Source organism: Aeromonas sp. s4, assembly GCF_040907855.1.
GTDB lineage: Bacteria > Pseudomonadota > Gammaproteobacteria > Enterobacterales > Aeromonadaceae > Aeromonas > Aeromonas caviae.
On the sequence record NZ_JBFOCP010000036.1, the window covers coordinates 72,593 to 91,622 of the forward strand.

Sequence of the window (19,030 nt, forward strand, 5' to 3'; positions counted from 1 at the left end):
TGCAAGACAAGAAAGGCGACCCCAGGGTCGCCTTTTGTCTGTCTGCTCGGGATGGTCTCAGAGCACCATGGCGGCAATCCAGCCGAAGATCACCAGGGGGATGTTGTAGTGGATGAAGGTTGGCACCACGCTGTCCCAGATGTGGTCGTGCTGACCGTCGGCATTGAGGCCCGATGTGGGGCCGAGCGTCGAGTCGGAGGCGGGGGAACCCGCGTCCCCCAGCGCGCCCGCGGTGCCCACCAGGGCGATGGTCGCCATGGGCGAGAAGCCGAGGTGGATGCACAGGGGCACATAGATGGTGGCGATGATGGGCACGGTGGAGAAGGAGGAGCCGATCCCCATGGTGATGAGCAGGCCCACCAGCAGCATCAGGAAGGCCGCCAGTCCCTTGTGACCTGCCATCATGCTGGAGACGGACTGCACCAGACTCTCCACCCCGTGGGTCTCCTTCATGACGGCGGCGAAGCCTGCGGCCGAGATCATGATAAAGCCGATGAGGGACATCATGCGCACACCCTGGGTGAAGGCATCCTGGCTCTCGCGGAATTTGATGACGCCGCCGCAGGTGAAGATGATGAAGCCTGCGAGCGCCCCCAGCACGATGCTGTTGGTCATCAGTTGCAGACCGAGTGCCACGGCGATGGCCAGCAGGGCGACCCAGATGTGGTTGAGATTGAGCTCGACCGTCTCGGGTTCGGCGGCCAGGATCTTCTCCAGATCATACTGACGCGGCTTGCGGTAGCTGAAGAAGACGGCGATGAGCAGGCCGAGGAACATGCCGAATACCGGGATGGCCATCGCCAGGGGCAACTGGCTGAATTCCACCGGTACGCCGTTGTCGACGAGATTGTTGGCCAGGATGTTGTTCAGGAAGATGCCGCCAAAGCCCACCGGCAGCAGCATGTAGGTAGCGGTCAGGCCGAAGGTGATGACGCAGGCCACCTGACGGCGGTCGATCTGCATCTGGGCCATGACATGCAGCAGCGGCGGGATCAGGATGGGAATGAAGGCGATGTGCACCGGGATCAGGTTCTGGGAGGAGATGGAGACCGCGAGCACCGAGGTGAGCAGCAGGCTCTTGACCCAGAGAATGCGGGTGCTGCTGGCATCCTTGCCGAGCTGGTTGATGACCTTGCGGGCCAGCAGATCGGTGATGCCGGAGCGGGAGATGGCTACCGCGAAAGCCCCCAGCATGGCGTAGGAGAGGGCGATTTCTGCACCGCCGCCCAGGCCGCCGGTGAAGGTGCTGAGGGTCTGCTCGAGGGAGAGTCCGCCGAGCAGGCCACCCACGATGGCACCGATGGCGAGGGAGACCACCACATTGATCCGCAGCAGGCTGAGCACCAGCATCAGCGCCACCGCGATAACAACAGGATTCATTTGATTTCCTTATGGATTGTGTTGCTGTCAGTCGTGTGAAAGCCAGCTAGTTTGCGAAAAACAGGCTAAATGTCGAGAAAAAAATCGGCAGATCCCGGCCAAGGGACGCATCTTCTGCTGGCGGTGAACGGGAACCGGGAAAATGGCCCTTATTCCTTGCCCAGACAGGTCCCCTCATGCAGACAGGCTGCCATGGGCAGCCTGTCTGGGCAGGGGCTGGGAGTGTTCAGCCCTCGTCTTCGGTGTCCGTCGTTTCATCCGGGTTGGCCAGAGGCCAGCCTCCCAGGCTCTTCCAGCGATTGACGATGTGGCAGAAGAGCTCTGTGGTGCGCTCGGTGTCGTAGAGGGCCGAGTGGGCCTCTTTGTTGTCAAAGGGGATATTGGCGCTCTGACAGGCCTTGGCCAGCACCGTCTGTCCCAGGGCAAGACCCGAGAGGGCGGCGGTGTCGAAGGTGGCGAAGGGGTGGAACGGATTGCGCTTGAGGCCGGCCCGCTCGGCGGCGGCCATCACGAAGCCGTGGTCGAAGGTGGCGTTGTGGGCCACTATGATGGCGCGACCACAATCCTGCTCCTTCATGCCCTTGCGCACCCCCTTGAAGATCTCGGTGAGTGCTTCCTTCTCGTCCACCGCGCCCCGCAGCGGGTTGAAGGGGTCGATGCCGGTGAACTCCAGCGCCGCTTTCTCCAGATTGGCACCCTCAAAGGGCTGGACATGAAAATGGAAGATCTGGTCAGGGACGAGCCAGCCCTGCTCATCCATCTTGAGGGTGTGGGCGGCTATTTCCAGCAGGGCATCGGTCTTGGCATTGAATCCGGCGGTTTCAACATCGATGACGACGGGGTAAAAGCCGCGAAAACGGCCCTTGAGGGTGTGAACGGCGTCGGTCATGGTATCTCGGTCGGCGTGAAAGGAGGCGGCATTATGGCAAAAAAGCGGGCCCTTGTCCCTTATCTGCCGCCATGGGACGGCAAGAGGGCCATTTTGAAACACCTGTGCTTATAATGGGCGACGTCAACCATGGAGGGAGAGGACGATGAAGAAGCTGGGATTGGCACACAAGATGATGTTGGTGGTCTGTCTGCCGCTGTTGGCCCTGCTGTTTTTCTCCGGCCGGTACGTCTATGAACGTTATCGGGTCGAACAGGAGATGAGCGGCGCCCTGGTCGCGCTGGCGGTGGTAAAGGAGGCGGCGCAGCTGGCCCATGAGCTGCAACGGGAGCGCGGCATGTCGGCCGGCTTCCTCAGCTCTGGCGGCAACAAGTTTCGCGATGCGCTGCCTGCCCAGCGCAAGGTGGTGGACAGCCTGTTGCAGCGTTTTCATCAGGATCCTGCCTTGCTGGCGCTGACCGAGGTGCAGCAGGGAGTGGCGGGACTCACCGCCATGCGTGAGCGGGTCAGCGCCCTGGGGGTCGAGGTGGCGGAACAGGTCGGCTTCTATACCCGCCTCGTGACCGCCTTGCTGGCGGTAGTGGACAAGATAAGCGTCGACAGCATGGATGCCACCATCGCCCTGCAGACCAATGCCTACGCCGCCTTCCTGCAGAGCAAGGAGCGTGCGGGGCTGGAGCGGGCGACGCTCAGCAACGTCTTTGGCCGTGACAGCTTCACGCCTGCGCTGTTGCAGCAGTTCATCTCCCTGCTGGCGGCCCAGAACACCTATCTCGAACGTTTCCAGGCGGTGGCGAGTCCAGCACAGCGTCAGTTGCTGAACGACAGCCTCGCCTCACCCGTGGTGGCCAAGGTGGCCGCCATGGAGAAACTGGCCCTGGACAAGGCGGCCAGCGGCGGTTTTGGTGTCGATGCGGAGGCCTGGTTTGCCTTGAGTACCGACAAGATAGACCTGCTCAAGGAGATAGAAGACAGCCTCTATCAGCAGCTCTTCGAGCGGGTGGAACAGATGCGGGTCGGGAGTGCCAGTGACTTCTGGTGGGGGGCGGCTGGCGTGTTGCTGTGCATCGTCCTGACCACCTTCGTCTGCTGGCGGGTAGTGCGGGATCTGCATCTGGGCTTCATGGCCCTGCACCAGACCTTCAAGCGCCTGGTGCAGGAGAACGACCTGACCGTGCGGGTCGACTGGCGATCCGGGGATGAGCTGGGGGCCCTGGCGCGGGATCTGAACCATTTCCTCGGGCACCTGGAGAGTTTGCTGCTGGCTGTGCGCCACTCCTGTGACGTGCTGATACGCAGCGCCGCCAGCTCTGCCGAGGTCATTGCCGAGGTGAATGCCGGCGTAGTCAGGGGATGCGGGCAGGTGGATCTGGTGGCGACTGCCGCCACCGAGATGGCATCGACTGTCGCGGAGATTGCCCGCAACGCAACCCAGACCTCCCAGGCGACTCAGCAGGCCATCGGCCGGGCGAAGCAGGGTGACAAGGAGGTGGATCAGACCATCCACACTATCCAGCAGGTCGCGGGTACCCTGAGTGATACCCAGCAACTGGTGGACAGCCTGCATCAGGATACCGAATCGGTGGGCGAAGCGCTCAACCTCATCAAGCAGATCTCGGACAGAACCAACCTGCTGGCCCTCAATGCCGCCATCGAGGCGGCCCGTGCCGGTGAATCCGGGCGCGGCTTTGCGGTGGTGGCCGACGAGGTGAGAGCGCTTGCCTCCCGTACCCAGCAGGCGGCGGACGACATAGAGCGGATGCTGGGCCGCTTGCGCCAGGGGGCCAACGAGGCGGTGGCTGCCATGCACACGGGAACCGAACAGGCGGGCCTTAGCGTGACGGAGGCCAAACGGGCGGGGAGCGAGCTGACCGACATCGTCAACGAGGTGCGCAAGGTGAGCGACATGACGGCCCAGGTGGCCACCGCCACCGAGGAGCAGCGTTACGTGACCGACGACATCCAGCAAAACGTGATGACCATCCGTGACGTGTATGAGGCCCATCGCCAGCACTCCCATACCCTGCAACAACACAGTGCCGAACTGGATGCCCTAGCCCGGGATCTGGCGGGACGCATCGCCAGCTTCAAGCTGATGGCCCCTTCTTCCCCCCACTGAGCGTTTTGACCTAAAGCTTGTCCTGCCGCTGCCGATAGATAATTCGAGATAGTGTGGAGGACAAGCCGTTGAATGCTTGGGTGTTGGGGTTGATCAGCATATCAGTGAGTATGCAGTTGCAGGCGGGCGTGACCGAATTTGGCGCCGGTCTGGATCAATCCGTCTGGCGCCTGACCTCTGATACCCAGGTGGAGTGCAGGCTGGAGCATCCTATTCCCCGCTGGGGAACCGGGGCCTTTGTCAGCCGGGCCGGGCGCAAGATCAATCTGGATTTCGAGCTCAAGGGGCAGCGACCCCAGGCGCGTACCCAGACAGTGAGCCTCGGGATCATGCCCCCCAGCTGGCGTCCCGGGGTGGCCGGGCGACAGATCAGCCAGTTGCAGTTCTATCAGCAGTTTGACGGCCTGGTGGCGGGGCAGACCGCCTGGACCATGTTGGACGAGCTGGAAGGAGGGCGTATGCCGACTTTCCAGTATCGCGACTGGTATCGTCAGGACAGGCCGGTGCGGGTATCGCTCTCGTCGGTCAATTTCAGGGTCAAGTACCAGGCGTTCATGGACTGCCTGAGTGGCTTGCTGCCCTACAGCTTCAACGACATCGCCTTCAGCGTGCTCTCCTATGACAAGAACAGCGATCAGTTGTCACCGGCCTCCAAGCGGCGGCTGGCGATGATCGGTGATTATGTGAAGGCAGACAAGAGCATCGATGTGGTGGTGATCGACGCCTACAGCGACAGCTATGGCGGCCGCTGGCCAAACCAGAAGCTCTCCGAGAAGCGGGCGGATGCCATCAAGCAGGTGTTTGTGGATCTCGGCATCGAGGAGGGCAAGATCTCGGTGGAAGGGCACGGTGAGAAACAGCACGTGGCCTCCAACGAAACGGAAGCTGGCCGAGCCAAGAACCGCCGGGTGGTGATCAACATGGGACGCAACGGCACTATCTGATCCCGTTGAGTCATCGAGAGGGGCGGCATTTTCGCTGTAGTCAGGAATAAAAAATGCCAGTCGGCGAACCGACTGGCATTTTTTTCGCGGGTATCCGGGATTACTTGGCCAGGGATTCCGGCAGGTTTTCGCGGATCTTGCCGAGCATCTCTTTCAGCACGCGGGGGTTGGCCACCACGATATTGCCGGAGTTTTCGTAGTTGTGACCACCGACGAAGTCGGTGACGATGGCGCCGGCTTCTTTGGCCAGCAGCTCACCGGCGGCTGTGTCCCAGGGTTTCAGGCCGATTTCCCAGAAACCGTCGACGCGGCCAGCGGCCACATAGGCGAGATCCAGCGCGGCGGAGCCAGCACGACGAATATCGGCACACTCGATGAACATGCTCTGGAACATCTTCAGGTAGGGTTCGATGTGGTGCTTCTGCTTGAACGGGAACCCGGTGGCCAGGATGGTGCCGGAGAGCTCTTTGGCCTTGCCGACACGGATGCGGTAGCCGTTCAGCTGGGCGCCGCTGCCGCGGGTGGCAGTGAACAGCTCGTCACGGATGGGATCGTAGACAACGGCTTGTTCGGTCTTGCCCTTGACGCGCAGAGCGATGGAAACGGCAAAATGCGGAATGCCTTTGACCAGGTTGGTCGTGCCATCCAGTGGGTCGATGATCCATTGGTAGTCCGGATTGGTACCGGCAATCTCGCCAGACTCTTCAGCAACGATGCTGTGTTCCGGGTAAGATTTTTTGATGGTGTGAATGATGGCCGCTTCGGCGTCACGGTCAACGTTGGTCACGAAGTCATTGCTGCCTTTTTGGATAACCTCGATGTTCTCGGGTTGAGAAAAGGCTTTTACTACTACTTGACCGGCGTTGCGCGCAGCGCGCACGGCGATATTCAGCATCGGATGCATAGGTTCACCACTGGATGTTAAAGAACGGGGGATAAAAGGACGCAACATCTTACCAAGATATTCGGAAATTGCAACTGCTATGCCCTCATTCGGTCAGGGGGGGGACTGACAGATCTGACGGCTCCAATAAAGACCTGTAATCAACTAGTCTTATCGCGACAGCCGGATAACAGGCTGTGGTGAGCATAGGGATATGAGCCATGAATCTGTCATTAGTCAGTCAGAAACCGTCGTCGCCGACGACTCTGGGTGTGTTGGCCGCACTGCGTGCCGCCAGCGAAGAGAGCGATTATGTCACCGAGGTCCGGGTGGCACAGCCCCAGCAGTGGCAACCGTCGAAGGACGAAGCGGCGATCCTGCTGCTGGAAGAAGAGGGCGCTGCCTGGCCTGTTCCGCTCTGGCCAGCAGGAGGCAGTGCACTGGGATTGCCGGTGCTTCCCCTGTTGGTGCATCGACAGTATGAACATGCTCCACAGGGGCCGGATGTCCGGGATCCGCATTTTTATTTTGTCTCCAACGGCATTCTGCTGGATGAGGCCGAACTGGCGGATCCTGCCTGCAGCCTGGTGCTTCAAAGCAAGTTTGAATCCTATTTCCCGCTGCTTTCCCGTCTTATCTTGCTGCGCCAGCGCCAACCAGGGGTACTGAGCAGCTAATCATCTCCCCCTCGATGCGGGCTGTTCAAGCGGCACAATATTTGTCATAACTGACCGACATTGTGCCGCTTTGCTATGGCCTGCGCAGCGGCTCACTGTGTGTTCGTCGACGGAGGTGACATGAAGGTTTATGAGCTGAGGCGAGCCCCCAATGCCCGTCGGGTCAGAATGTTTCTGGCGGAGAAGGGGATCGAGATGGAATATCAACAGGTCGATCTGGGGGCGGGGGAAAACCTGGCGCCCGCCTTTTTGACCAAGAACCCGGCCGGGCGCATTCCTGTGCTGGAACTCGATGACGGAACCTGTCTGAGTGAAACCCTGGCCATCTGCCGCTATTTTGAAGAGCTTCACCCCGAACCGAACCTGTTTGGCTGCACCGCGCTGGAGCGCGCCACCATAGAGATGTGGAGTCGCTTCATCGAGTTCAACCTCTGGTTGCCGACCGGTATGGCGTTTCGTCATATCACCGGTTTTTACAAAGACCGGGAGCGGGTCTTCCCCGAATGGGGGGAGGAGTGCAAGCAACAGGCTCAGATCTGGTTTGACAAGCTCGATGCCCGTCTTGCCGAGGTGCCCTATATTGCGGGGGAACGCTTCACCATCGCCGACATTCTTGCCTTCTGTACCATTGATTTTGGCAAGGTGGTTGGCCTGCGTATCACCCCCGAACAGCCCCATTTGCAGGACTGGCATGACCGGGTAAGTGCCCGGTCCAGCGCCCAGGCCTGATCCTTTCCCCTGAACGTTCAAGGAGTCCAAGATGATAGAGTTGTACACTGCCGCCACGCCCAACGGGTTCAAGGTGTCGATCGCCCTCGAAGAGCTGGGGCTGCCCTACAAGGTCATTCCCCTTGATTTCGCGACCATGGAGCAGAAGAAGCCCGAGTTCCTGGCCATCAACCCCAATGGCCGCATCCCGGCCATCGTCGATCGGGACAATGGTGACTTCGCGGTGTTCGAGTCCGGCGCCATCCTTATCTATCTGGCGGAAAAAACCGGCAAGTTGCTGCCGCAGGATCCCAAGCGTCGCTCCCAGGCCATCCAGTGGCTGATGTTCCAGATGGGGGGCGTCGGTCCCATGATGGGGCAGGCCAACGTCTTCTATCGCTATTTCCCCGAGAAGATCCCGGCCGCCATCGAGCGTTACCAGAAGGAGGGGCGACGCCTGTTCGAGGTGCTCGACGGTCATCTGGCACACCATGAGTATCTGGCGGACGAGTACAGCATCGCCGACATCGCTACCTGGCCCTGGGTGCGCATCCACGACTGGAGTGGTATCTCCATTGATGGGTTGGTGCATTTGCAGGCCTGGATGGCACGCATGGAGGCCAGGCCCGCCTGCCAGAAGGGCATCACCATTCCACCGCGCAATGAGAGCCCCGAGGATCAGGTCAAGCGGGCGCAGCAGATGGTGACTCGCTGACGCCATCATGATGGCCCTGACGGGCCATCTTTTTTATTCCCCTTTGACTCCCCGTTGTTTGACGATCTGCATCGCAGTCGCTTTTTGTCTTTCAAATAAGCCATTTATCAAAAATCAAAAGTCATTCTTCCCGATTAGTTGTTATGTTATAACGCCATGTCTTTGGTTGATGAACATGAAGCTTGGATGGAAAGGATGACAAAAAAATGCACCGCAGCCGGGTGGTTCGCCCTGGCTCTGATGGCAGGAACGACTGCAGCCGACGGCAAACCGCTTGCCATGGTGGGGCCTTGGGAGATCCACAGTGTCGACCCCGCCAGCAACGGGGTCTTCTTTACTCGCATGCAGGTGGTGGAGACCCTGGTAGATGTCGATAGGAAAGGCAATCTGCAACCCGGGCTTGCCAGTGAGTGGTCGCGTAGCGATGACGGTCTGCAGTGGCGATTCACATTGCGCCCCGGGGCCCGTTTTCACGATGGCAGCGAGGTGAGCGCCGAGCATGCCGCTTTTGCCCTGCAACAGGCCTGGCGCAAGCCCGGCGTGATGACCAGCGCTCCCATTGCGTCCATCGAGGCTGGAGATGGCGTCTTGAAGGTCACCCTGAGCGAACCCTTCGCCTCCCTGCCGGCCGTGCTGGCCCACCCCAGCACCCAGATCCTGGCGAAGGCCGCCTACGATGCCAAGGGGGAGGTAACCCAGGTGATAGGCTCTGGCCCCTACCGCATCACCCGCCTGCAACAACCCCAGCGGATAGAGACTGTGCGTTTCGACGGCTGGCAGGGGGCCAGGCCCGCAATCGAGGAGGTCAGCTACCTGACGGTGGGGCGTGCAGAGAGCCGCACCCTGATGGCCGAGAGCGGTCAGGCCGATATTGCCTGGGGGCTGGATCCGGTCAGCATCCGCCGCTTGCAGCAGGCGTCACGGGTCTCCATCGCCTCGGTTACCCTGCCACGGACCATCCAGCTCAAGCTCAATGGCGCCGATCCTCGTCTGAGTGATCCGGTGGTGCGCCGTGCCCTGAGTCTCGCCATCGATCGTCGTGGTATGGCAGCCGCCCTGCTGCGGGATCCCGAGATGGCGGCAACCCAGCTCTTTCCTCCCACTCTGGGGGAGTGGCACCAGCTCGGGTTGACGCCGCTTGCCTATGACGTCAAGGCGGCCCGGGCGGCCTTCGCGGCGGCAGGCTGGCAGCCGGGGGAGGACGGTGTGCTGCGCAAGGGGGAAGAGCGCTTCGCCCTGACCCTGCGTACCTTCCCTGACCGTCCGGAGCTGCCGCTTCTCGCCACGGCACTGCAGGCGCAGTGGAAGGCGGTGGGGGTGGATCTCAAGGTGGCGGTGGGCAACTCGAGCGAGATACCGGCGGGCCATCAGGACGGCTCCCTCCAGCTTGGTCTCTACGCCCGCAATTATGCCCTGGTACCGGATCCCCTGGTCACGTTGCTGGGGGACTTGGCCCCTGCCGGTGCGGACTGGGGGGTGATGAACTGGCACTCCCCGGCCATGACGCAAACACTGACCCGCCTTGCCACGCAAGCCTTGTCGCCCACAGACGCCGCCGCGGCTCGCCGGGAGATAGCCACGACACTGCAACAGGAGTTGCCGCTCCTGCCCATCGCCTGGTACCGCCAGAGCGCGGCGGTCAGTCGGGGGCTGGAGGGGTTTGAACTCGATCCCCAGGAGCGCAGCTATGGCCTGGACAAGTTGACATGGAGCGCACGATGACAGCGACACCCTTGTCTCGCGTCATGGGGATACTGGGTCAGCGTCTGGTGCAGGCGCTGGTGGTTGCCCTGCTGGTGGCCGGACTCTGTTTTCTGATGGTGCAGTCCCTGCCCGGAGACATCGCCTTTCGCATCGCGGCGGGTCGTTATGGCTATGACTATGTCACCGCCGAGGCGGCCAACGCGGTGCGCAGCGAGCTGGGGCTGGCCGGCTCGGCCCTTGCCCGTTTTGGCGACTGGCTGTGGGCCTTGCTGCAAGGGGATCTCGGCAGCTCCCTGGTGACGGGCGCACCGGTCGCCGCCGACGTGGGTCATCACCTGGGCGCCACCCTGACGCTCGCGAGCGCCTCCGTGGTGCTGGCGCTGGTGGTGGCGCTGCCGCTTGGCAGCCTGAGTGCGCTGCGCCCGGGGGGATGGTGTGATCGCCTGACCCTGGGCTGGAGCGTGCTGATGCGTGCGTTGCCCCCCTTCTTGCTCGGCCTGGTGCTCATGGTGATGCTCTCGGTGGAGCTGGGCTGGGTCAGTGCGGCAGGGCACGGGGAGGGGAGCAACCTGCTGCTGCCCGCCCTGACCCTGGGATTGGGGCTCTCCGGCGTGCTCTCCCGGGTGGTGCGTGAAAGCGTGCTCACCGTGGTGCAGTCCGGTTATTACCGATTTGCCCTCACCAAGGGGCTTTCGCCGGCCCGGGTTTTCTGGCGTCACGGTCTGCGCAACACCGGGGTCAGCATCATCGCCTACACCAGCGTGCAACTGGTGCTGCTCATCGAGGGGGTCGTGGTGGTCGAGAGCCTGTTTGCCTGGCCCGGGATCGGCCATGCGCTGGTGCACGCCATCTTCTGGCGCGACATCCCCATGGTTCAGGGGACAGTGCTGGTGCTGGCGGTGCTCTTCGTGCTGCTCAATACCCTCACCGACCTGCTTTGTCTTGCCATTGACCCCCGTGGTCCCAAGGAGTCCTGATCATGTCGTTGTCTGTCAAAACGGGGCTGGGCCTGCTCCTGCTGGTGGTGCTGTTTGCCCTGCTGGGCCCCGTGCTCTGGCCCGATCCGGCGGCTCAGGATCTGGCACAGTTTCTGGCTGATCCCTCCTGGCAGGAGCCCCTCGGGCGGGATCAGATGGGGCGCAGCCTGATGGCGCGCCTCGCGGCGGCGACCCGGCTCTCCCTGCTGCTGGGACTGCTGTGCGTCATCACGGCGGCGCTGCTGGGCTCATTGCTGGGCTGGCTCTCGGCCTGGCGCGGCGGCTGGGTCGACGGTCTGCTGCGCAGCCTGGCCGACGGCGTGCTGGCCCTGCCAGGCCTGTTGCTGGTGCTGCTCTTCTCCGCCATGGCCCAGGGTGGCTTTGCCATCCTCTATCTCGGGTTGGCCATGGCCCAGTGGGTGGAGTATTACCGGGTGGTGCGTGCCCGCAGCCGGGGGCTGCTCGCCTCGCCCCAGGTGGAGGCGTCCCGTCTGCTGGGATTCGGCCATGCCCATGTGGTGCGGCGCCATCTCTGGCCCGAGCTCGCCCCCCAGTTGCTCACCATGATGGCCTTTGGCCTAGCGGGTGCCATTCTAACCCTCTCTACCCTGGGCTTTGTCGGAGTGGGCATTCAGCCGCCCACGCCGGAGCTGGGGCTGATGATGACGGAGGCACTGCCCCACTATCAGGAGGCTCCCCGTCTGCTACTGGCCCCCATTCTTGTCATGGGGCTGATGTTGCTGGCCCTGGTGCTGCTTCATCAGACGCGCGGCCTTGACATGTCATCTTCACAAGGAGCCACCTCATGACGGCCATTAAAATCAAGGGGTTGCAGGTCGATGATGGCCAGAAAACCCTGTTGCAGGCGCTGGATTTCACCATTCATCCCGGCACCGCCCTGACCCTGATCGGGGAGAGCGGTTCGGGCAAATCCCTGTTGGCTCATGCCCTGATGGGGACGTTGCCAGCCCCTCTGACAGGCCGGGGTGAGATGGTGTCGGGTGGCCGCCATCACAACCTGGCCGACACGCCTCGCCTGCGCACTCTCTGGGGGCGGGAGCTGGCGATGTTGCCCCAGGAGCCGGTGCTGGCGCTGGATCCCACCATGGGGTTGCTTGCCCAGGTGGAGGAGGGGTGGCTGCCAGGGGGCAAGGAGGCCCGATCGCGGGCCCGCGCCGCCCTCGAGCGGCTTGGACTGGCCGGGCGGGAGGGCGCTTTTGTACACCAGCTCTCGGGAGGCATGGCCCAGCGCGCGGCCTTTGCCGCCGCCACCCTGGGGGAGGCCCGTCTGCTGGTGGCCGACGAGCCCACCAAGGGGCTCGACAGCCGGGCCGCAGCCAGGCTGGGTGCCTTGTTGCTGGGCTACCTGGCCCGTGGACGCCATCTGCTGACCATCACCCATGATCTCTCCCTGGCTCGCGCATTGGGGGGTTGGGTGCTGGTGGTCAAGGGAGGAGAGATCGTGGAGCAGGGGCCCGCCGAGCGTGTGCTGCACACGCCATCCCATGCCTATACCCGGGCTCTGCTGGCGGCGGAGCCCTCCGCCTGGCCCGAGGCGGTCGTCCCTCCTACCGGTGACTGGCTCATCCGCGGAAAGGAGCTTGCCATGGGATATGGGGATCAACCCCTGTTCACGGGGCTCGACCTTGCCCTGGCGCAAGGGGAGCGAATGGCCATCATGGCGCCGAGCGGCGCGGGCAAGAGCACCCTCGGCAACGTGCTGCTGGGTCTGCAACGCCCCCTGCAAGGTGAGGTGCTGCGCCGTGAAGGGATAGCCCCCTGCCGCTGGCAGAAGCTCTATCAGGATCCGGTGCAGGCCTTTGCAAGCCGGGTGCGCCTCGCCACCCAGTTCGATGATGTGCTGCGTCTGCACAGGCTGCCCCGCCATCGGCTTGTCGACTATCTGGCCCGGTTGGGGCTGGATGAACGGCTGCTGACGCGCCTGCCAAACCAGGTCTCGGGAGGGGAGCTGCAGCGGCTGTCGCTTATCCGGGCCCTGTTGCTGCGCCCCGTGCTGCTGTTCGCCGATGAGCCCACGTCCCGGCTCGATCCCCTGAGCCAGCAACAGACCATCGCCTGTCTGCTGGAGGAACTGGAAGAGATAGGCTGCGCCTTGCTGTTGGTGACCCATGACGAGGGGCTGGCCGACAAGGTTGCTCCTCGTTGTCTGAGACTGGGGGAGGCGGGTACCCCCATGTTCGAAGGCGCGTCGGCCGAGGTGAGAAGAGTGGGGTAAAGAGGGGACAGGATGAATCCTTCCCCCATGATGAGATGACAGTGACGGGGCCTTGGGCCCCGTCGCATTAGAAAAACTTGGGAAAGCAGATTATAAAGTTTCGTTCGTTTTTTGTGATATGAATCACTAAGATTATCGCAAGCCAGAGAGCGTCCTGCTGCTGGCGGGTGCGGGTCCTCCGCCTTGTTCCTCTTCAACGACCTTTGTCAGACACCTCCTGCAGATCCCTGCCCGGAGGGTGGCGGCTTTTTGATCTTTTTCGGACGACATATGTATCGGCACAGCTTCTATCCCCTGTTTTTCCTGACCATTCTGATGGTCGCCGTGGGTCAGATGACCCAGACCCTCTATGTGCCCTCCATTCCCATGATGGCGGGGGACTTCCATGTGGCCTCCGGCCAGCTGCAGGCGGTGATGGCCTGCTACCTCATTCCCTACGGCCTCTCCCAGTTCGTTTATGGCCCCTTGTCGGATCGCATCGGTCGTCGCCCTGTGCTCATCATCGGCATGATGATCTTCCTGGTCGGCACCCTCACCATCCAGCTGATCCCGAGCTTCACTGCCCTGCTGGCGGGCAGCCTGATCCAGGGGCTGGGCACCGGGGCAGGGGGTGCCATGAGCCGGACCGTGATGCGCGACCGTTACAGTGGCGCCGAGCTCAACCGTGCCAACAGCCTGGTAAGCATGGGGGTCATCTTCTCCCCTCTGCTGGCACCTGTGCTGGGCGGCTGGCTCACCGAGCTGTTCAACTGGCGTGCCGGCTACTGGTTCCTGTTCGGCTTTGGTGCCCTGACCACCCTGGCGCTGCTGGCCTGGTTTGGGGAGACGCTGCCAGCATCCGCCCGCCAGCATTCGCTGCGGGTGGGCGCCGCCTATCGTCATGTGCTCGGCAACCCGCGCTTTCAGGGCAACCTGCTCTGTCTGATGGCCACCTTTGCCGGCCTCGCGGTGTTCGAAGCGGCGGCCGGGGTGTTGCTGGGGGACGTGCTCAAGCTGAGTGCCCGCACCGTCAGCGTGCTGTTCGTGCTGCCGCTGCCCGGTTATCTGTTCGGCGCCTGGCTCTCCGCCAGACTGAGTTTTCGCCTGAGCCAGGGCAAGCTGATGCGCCTTGGCATCGCCTTCCTGGCCCTGGGGTCGCTCATCATCCTGGTACCCGGGCTGCTCGGCATGGTGAGCGCTGCCTCCCTGGTGGGCGGGGCTGCGGTCTACTTCATTGGCAGCGGCATTCTCTATCCGACCGCCACCTCCTGTGCCATCGAGCCCTTCCCGGGCCAGGCGGGCACCGCGGGAGCCGTGCTCGGGGGCATGCAGAATCTGGGGGCTGGCGTGGTAACCCTGCTGGCCGCCAGCTTCCCGATGACGGGGCAGGTGACCCTGGGGGCCATCATGACGGTGATGGTGCTGATCGTGGCCTTGAGCTTTGTGTGGCTGCGCCACCACGGCGCGCCCCACGAGCAGATGGCCGTCTGACACGGCCAAGAGCCCGCCCCGTTGGCGGGCTTTTTACTGTCTCCTGCTGGGTGGCGAGACGCCACAGTCGAGTGGAAGGGGGTTGCCGCGCAGGCAAAGAAAAAGCCCGTCGTGATGACGGGCTTTTTTGGGTAGGTACCCCGGAGATGCCGTTGCCGGTTTGGGCCCTTGAACCGTCGGTTCAAGGCGGAGATCTAATCTGGCCGCAGGCTTCTCGGTCGGGCCGAGCATGCTCAATAGCCAGAAGGCAGACCCCCTGTTTGGTATGAATATCGGCTCGGGGACTTGAACCGGCTGACAAACACTCCAGGGAATTTCAAAACTCGGTGCGATTAGGGCTGTTGCGCCTCTTCGCTGGATTCACCGTATTGTCCGTGCTCGATCAAGGCGGCTTCGATGGTGCGTTGCAGCATCTTGATCCGCTTGTCCATGGTCTCAGAGTATTGGTGGTTTTTCTCTTTTTCAAGGCAGAGCTCATGACAGAAATTGAGCGCTGCCATGACGGCCAGCTGTTCGTTGCTGGAGACCTTGGAACGTTGACGAAGCTCGATGAGCTTGTCGGTCAGCTGGTCGGCGGCCTGGCGCAGGGCATCTTGTTGTCCCAGGGGACAGGACACCTTGTAGGGACGTCCCAGAATGACGATTTCTACGGCCTCTATGCTCATGCCTTCCTCAATACGGCGGGGCTGATTTCCGCCTTTATCCACGTGGACAACTGGGCGGGACTATATAGCGCAGATGCAGAAGTTTCAAGGCCTTGCTGGCTCTGGCAGGGGGAGAATGCTAGGATCTCGGCCATAAATTCTGCATATTTGCCTGAACTTTGAGCGGATCCTAGATGAGCAAAACAAACCCCCTGAAATACGCCGCCGTGGCGGACCTGATGGCACAGCACGACCTCATGGCGACGGCCGTCGAGGCCCATGGCGTGATCTGCGGCCTGGTGTGCGGTGGCGTGGCCCTGGACGACAAAAGCTGGCAGCCCCATTTCAATGATCTGATCAACGACGGTTTCGGTCTGCCGGCACCGGTGCGCCAGGTGATGACCGACCTCTATCACGAGGTGATCGAGAGCCTGATGGCACAAAAGGGCGTCGAGCTGCTGCTGCCAAGCGACGAGGCGCCGCTCGATGAGCGCATCGACTCGCTGGTGGACTGGTCCCAGGCCTTCCTGGCCGGCTTTGGCGTGGTCCAACAGGAGCTCTCCAAGGCATCCGAAGAGCTGCAGGAGATGATTCAGGACATCGCCAGCATCACCCAGGTCTCTGCCGAGTTCGATCAGGAAGATGAAGAGAACGAAGCCTCCTTCCTGGTGCTCTACGAACACGTGCGCCTTGGAGTCATGATGGCGTTCGAGGAGTTTGGCAAGCGCCCGGCCGCGCCGAGCACGCCGCCGACCCTGCACTGATCTGCCCGTCCACCGGGTCAATGAAAGAGCGCATCACGGCGCTCTTTCTGTTTTACAAGGGGCGAGAGCAGGGGAGGCACTCTGCTAACCCATGGTGCCAAAGCGGTTTTTTGCCCGTGGCTTCGCATCCCGTCCGCCACCTTTGTGGTAGGATTGGCCCACGTTTTTTCGCCTATGCCCTCTTCTCATGTCTCAATCTGATCTGGTTCACGTCGACGTGGCTATCGTCGGCGGTGGTATGAGCGGTGCCGTGCTGGCCCTCTCCCTTGCCGCCCTGAAAGGACAGGATGGCGCCTCCCTGCAGATCCTGCTGCTGGAGGCGAGTGCGCCCGAGCTCAATGCTCATCCCGGTTTCGATGCCCGTGCCATCGCGCTTTCCGCCGGTACCTGCGAGGCGCTGGCTCGTCACGGCCTCTGGCCGCACCTGGTACCCCACTGCTCCCCCATCACCCATATCCATGTGTCGGATCGGGGCCACTGTGGCCAGACCCGGCTGTCGGCGGCGGAGTATGGTCTACCCGCCCTCGGTCAGGTGATCGAGCTGTCGGCGGCGGGCATCGTGCTGCAAGAGGCGATCGCCGCCTGCCCGCAGATCCGTATGTTGTGCCCGGCCAGGCTTGAGGCCATCGACCCCGACGAGGCGGGAGTGACGCTCGCCCTGGAGGGCGGCGCGCGCTACCGCACCCGGCTGCTGGTGGCGGCCGACGGGGGCCACTCCTTCGTGCGCCAGCATTTCAAGATGCCGGTCAGTCGCCACGATTATGGCCAGAGCGCCATCATCGCCACCGTCAAGACCGCCGAGGATCCCGCCGGACGGGCCTTCGAGCGCTTCACCGATGGAGGGCCGCTGGCCCTGCTGCCCATGCAGGACGGCCTCTCTTCTCTGGTGTGGAGCGTGCCGCGGGACGAGGCACAGGGGCTGCTTGCACTGGATGACGCCGCCTTTCTCGCCCGTCTGCAGCAGGCTTTTGGCTGGCGCCTCGGGCGCATCGAGCGTACCGGCGTGCGCCACCTCTATCCGCTGGTGCTGACGGTGGCCGACTACCCGCTGGCCCAGCGCACCGTGCTGGTGGGTAACGCCGCCCACCTGCTGCACCCCATCGCCGGTCAGGGGTTCAACCTCGGCATGCGGGATCTGGACGTGCTGGCCCGGACCCTGGCCCGTGCGCTCGCGGCGGGGGAAGACATCGGCGGCTTTGAGGTGCTAAGCGGCTACTGGCAGCAGCGGCGGGACGATCAGGCCCAGACCGTCTGGCTCACGTCCTCCCTGGCCCAGCTCTTCTCAAACCATCACGCTCCCCTGGTGGTGGGCCGCAATCTGGCGCTCTCCCTGATGGGCAGAGTGCCCTGGCTCAAGGCACCGCTCGCCTCCCGCACCCTGGGATTCGTGAACGAGGTGTGCGGCCAATAAGCGCTGTCGCCCCGGCGGCAAAGACGATTTCGAGCAAGAGGCACGCCTGTGGGCGTCGCCTCGCAGATCCTGGCGACTCGCCCGGAAAGGACACAAGAGAATGCAGATGCAAGATGTGGATGTGGTGATCGTGGGGGGGGGCATGGTGGGCCTGGGGCTCGCTGCCGCCCTCAAGAACCGGGCGATCAAGGTGGCCATCGTGGAAGGCCGGCTGCCCGGTGCAACGCTCGGTGAGACGCCGGACAACAGGGTCAGTGCCCTGAGCCTTGCGAGTCAGCACATCCTGCAAGGAGTCGGCGCCTGGGACGGCATAGTGGCGCGCCGCCTGCAGCCCTACGAGAAGATGCAGGTGTGGGAGCAGGACAGTTTCGGCCACATCGATTTCGATGCCGCCAGCCTGCGTCAGGGGGCTCTTGGCCACATCGTCGAGAACCGGGTGATCCAGCTTGCGCTGCTGGACGCCATCGCGGGGGCCAGCGATATCCAGATGCTGACCCCGGCCCGGGCCACCAGCCTGCAGTGCGGGCCAGCGGGCGCCCTGCTGCTGCTGGAAGATGGCCGGGCCCTCTCGGCCAAGCTGGTGGTGGCCGCCGACGGTGCCCACTCCTGGGTGCGCCGTCAGGCAGACATTCCCCTCACCAGCTGGGATTACGGTCATCACGCCCTGGTGGCGACGGTGCGTTGTGCCGAGCCCCATGAGGCGGTTGCCCGCCAGATCTTCACCCCCGAGGGGCCGCTCGCCTTCTTGCCCCTGTGGCAGCCCGACCTCTGCTCCATCGTCTGGTCTGTGCCTGCGGCCCGCGCCGAGGCGCTCTGCGCCCTGGATGACGACGGCTTCAACCGCCAGCTCACCGCCGCCTTTGATGGGCGCCTCGGGCTGTGCAAGGTGGAGGGGGCTCGCAGCGCCATTCCGCTGACCGCCCGCTACGCCCGCGACTTTGCCCGCGAGCGCCTGGTGCTGGTGGGGGATGCGGCCCACACCATCCACCCGCTGGCGGGGCAGGGGGTGAATCTGGGCTTGCTGGATGCCGCCGCTCTGGCGGAGCAGATCCTCATTCATCACGGCAAGGGCGCGGACATCGGCCTGCTTGCCAACCTGCGGGGCTACGAGCGCTGGCGCAAGAGCGAGGCGGCGCGCATGCTGGCGGCCATGGAGGGGCTCAAGCGACTGTTTGCGGGCAGCAACCCCCTCAAGAAGCTGGTGCGCGGGGTGGGGCTTCGCGCCGTCGACGGTCTTGGCCCCCTCAAGCAGGGCATGATCCGGGCCGCCATGGGGCTGGATGGGGAGCTGCCCACCCTGGCCAAAGGTGAAAAAATCTAATCTTACCCCGGGATTTTAACAAAAAAACTAATCTGACAGGGCGAGATGACCCTTCGGGGTGTCAGCCTTTAATGTTGGCGAGAAGCGAAACGTTTTTCTGTAAATTGTGACGGGACGGTAAAAATCAACATTAAATCCCGCAATGGCGCGGTTTTGGCTGTTTTTATCACTGTTTTTGCCTTAGTGTC

At 62.9% G+C, this 19,030-nt stretch carries 17 protein-coding genes and 1 other RNA gene; 13 read left to right on the top strand and 5 right to left on the bottom strand.

Translation table 11 applies throughout. The features are described 5' to 3' along the window. Positions 1 to 57 precede the first annotated feature (57 nt). On the bottom strand, positions 58 to 1,380 hold the full coding sequence (locus tag AB5Y89_RS11825; RefSeq protein ID WP_128296481.1) for a Na+/H+ antiporter family protein: 1,323 nt from the start codon (positions 1,378 to 1,380) through the stop codon (positions 58 to 60). Positions 1,381 to 1,606: 226 nt separating this feature from the next. After that, positions 1,607 to 2,269: a ribonuclease T gene (rnt, locus tag AB5Y89_RS11830; RefSeq protein WP_010675098.1), complete on the bottom strand. Its 663-nt coding sequence runs from the start codon at positions 2,267 to 2,269 to the stop codon at positions 1,607 to 1,609. Positions 2,270 to 2,414: 145 nt separating this feature from the next. Between rnt and AB5Y89_RS11835 the strand changes: the two genes are divergently transcribed. Next, positions 2,415 to 4,388 (top strand): methyl-accepting chemotaxis protein, encoded by a 1,974-nt coding sequence (locus AB5Y89_RS11835; RefSeq protein WP_368223835.1) that lies wholly within the window; start codon positions 2,415 to 2,417, stop codon positions 4,386 to 4,388. 68 nt (positions 4,389 to 4,456) lie between these two features. Next, positions 4,457 to 5,332: an OmpA family protein gene (locus tag AB5Y89_RS11840; RefSeq protein ID WP_039038755.1), complete on the top strand. Its 876-nt coding sequence runs from the start codon at positions 4,457 to 4,459 to the stop codon at positions 5,330 to 5,332. 100 nt (positions 5,333 to 5,432) lie between these two features. On the opposite strand, the gene suhB is transcribed toward AB5Y89_RS11840, so the two are convergent. Next, a complete protein-coding gene (gene suhB, locus AB5Y89_RS11845) occupies positions 5,433 to 6,236 on the bottom strand; it encodes an inositol-1-monophosphatase (protein WP_039038754.1) in 804 nt (267 codons plus the stop codon). A gap of 200 nt (positions 6,237 to 6,436) precedes the next feature. Between suhB and AB5Y89_RS11850 the strand changes: the two genes are divergently transcribed. The 8 genes from AB5Y89_RS11850 (at position 6,437) to emrD (ending at position 14,702) form a co-directional block, all read left to right on the top strand. Next, positions 6,437 to 6,892 carry a hypothetical protein gene (locus tag AB5Y89_RS11850; protein WP_045524385.1) on the top strand — a complete coding sequence of 152 codons (456 nt, stop codon included), beginning with the start codon at positions 6,437 to 6,439 and terminating at the stop codon, positions 6,890 to 6,892. A 120-nt stretch (positions 6,893 to 7,012) separates the two neighbouring features. Continuing rightward, positions 7,013 to 7,621 carry a glutathione S-transferase family protein gene (locus tag AB5Y89_RS11855; RefSeq protein ID WP_316287030.1) on the top strand — a complete coding sequence of 203 codons (609 nt, stop codon included), beginning with the start codon at positions 7,013 to 7,015 and terminating at the stop codon, positions 7,619 to 7,621. 31 nt (positions 7,622 to 7,652) lie between these two features. After that, on the top strand, positions 7,653 to 8,315 hold the full coding sequence (locus AB5Y89_RS11860; protein ID WP_113977567.1) for a glutathione S-transferase family protein: 663 nt from the start codon (positions 7,653 to 7,655) through the stop codon (positions 8,313 to 8,315). Positions 8,316 to 8,510: 195 nt separating this feature from the next. Next, entirely contained in the window at positions 8,511 to 10,037 is a 1,527-nt protein-coding gene (locus AB5Y89_RS11865; RefSeq protein WP_368223837.1) for an ABC transporter substrate-binding protein, read from the top strand. After that, positions 10,034 to 10,996, top strand: coding sequence for an ABC transporter permease (locus AB5Y89_RS11870; protein WP_029314710.1), 963 nt, complete (start codon positions 10,034 to 10,036; stop codon positions 10,994 to 10,996). The genes AB5Y89_RS11865 and AB5Y89_RS11870 overlap by 4 nt, the downstream gene beginning before the upstream one ends. Positions 10,997 to 10,998: 2 nt before the next feature. Then, a complete protein-coding gene (locus tag AB5Y89_RS11875; RefSeq protein ID WP_368223838.1) occupies positions 10,999 to 11,805 on the top strand; it encodes an ABC transporter permease in 807 nt (268 codons plus the stop codon). Beyond that, positions 11,802 to 13,232 carry an ABC transporter ATP-binding protein gene (locus AB5Y89_RS11880; RefSeq protein WP_368223840.1) on the top strand — a complete coding sequence of 477 codons (1,431 nt, stop codon included), beginning with the start codon at positions 11,802 to 11,804 and terminating at the stop codon, positions 13,230 to 13,232. Before AB5Y89_RS11875 ends, AB5Y89_RS11880 begins: the two co-directional genes overlap by 4 nt. Positions 13,233 to 13,502: 270 nt before the next feature. Beyond that, positions 13,503 to 14,702 carry a multidrug efflux MFS transporter EmrD gene (gene emrD, locus AB5Y89_RS11885; RefSeq protein ID WP_039038746.1) on the top strand — a complete coding sequence of 400 codons (1,200 nt, stop codon included), beginning with the start codon at positions 13,503 to 13,505 and terminating at the stop codon, positions 14,700 to 14,702. 133 nt (positions 14,703 to 14,835) lie between these two features. On the opposite strand, the gene ssrS is transcribed toward emrD, so the two are convergent. Together ssrS and zapA are read right to left on the bottom strand one after the other, a co-directional pair. Further along, a non-coding RNA gene (gene ssrS / locus AB5Y89_RS11890) (6S RNA) lies at positions 14,836 to 15,018 on the bottom strand. 16 nt (positions 15,019 to 15,034) lie between these two features. Continuing rightward, positions 15,035 to 15,367, bottom strand: a complete 333-nt coding sequence (zapA, locus tag AB5Y89_RS11895) for a cell division protein ZapA (RefSeq protein ID WP_010675086.1) — start codon at positions 15,365 to 15,367, stop codon at positions 15,035 to 15,037. A 173-nt stretch (positions 15,368 to 15,540) separates the two neighbouring features. Here zapA and AB5Y89_RS11900 point away from each other — a divergent pair, with 173 nt between their 5' ends. From AB5Y89_RS11900 to AB5Y89_RS11910, 3 genes are all read left to right on the top strand, one after another. After that, a complete protein-coding gene (locus AB5Y89_RS11900) occupies positions 15,541 to 16,110 on the top strand; it encodes a UPF0149 family protein (protein ID WP_042864005.1) in 570 nt (189 codons plus the stop codon). A gap of 187 nt (positions 16,111 to 16,297) precedes the next feature. Then, a complete protein-coding gene (gene ubiH / locus AB5Y89_RS11905; RefSeq protein ID WP_368223842.1) occupies positions 16,298 to 17,521 on the top strand; it encodes a 2-octaprenyl-6-methoxyphenyl hydroxylase in 1,224 nt (407 codons plus the stop codon). 100 nt (positions 17,522 to 17,621) lie between these two features. After that, positions 17,622 to 18,842: an FAD-dependent 2-octaprenylphenol hydroxylase gene (locus tag AB5Y89_RS11910; RefSeq protein WP_368223843.1), complete on the top strand. Its 1,221-nt coding sequence runs from the start codon at positions 17,622 to 17,624 to the stop codon at positions 18,840 to 18,842. Positions 18,843 to 19,030: the final 188 nt, after the last annotated feature.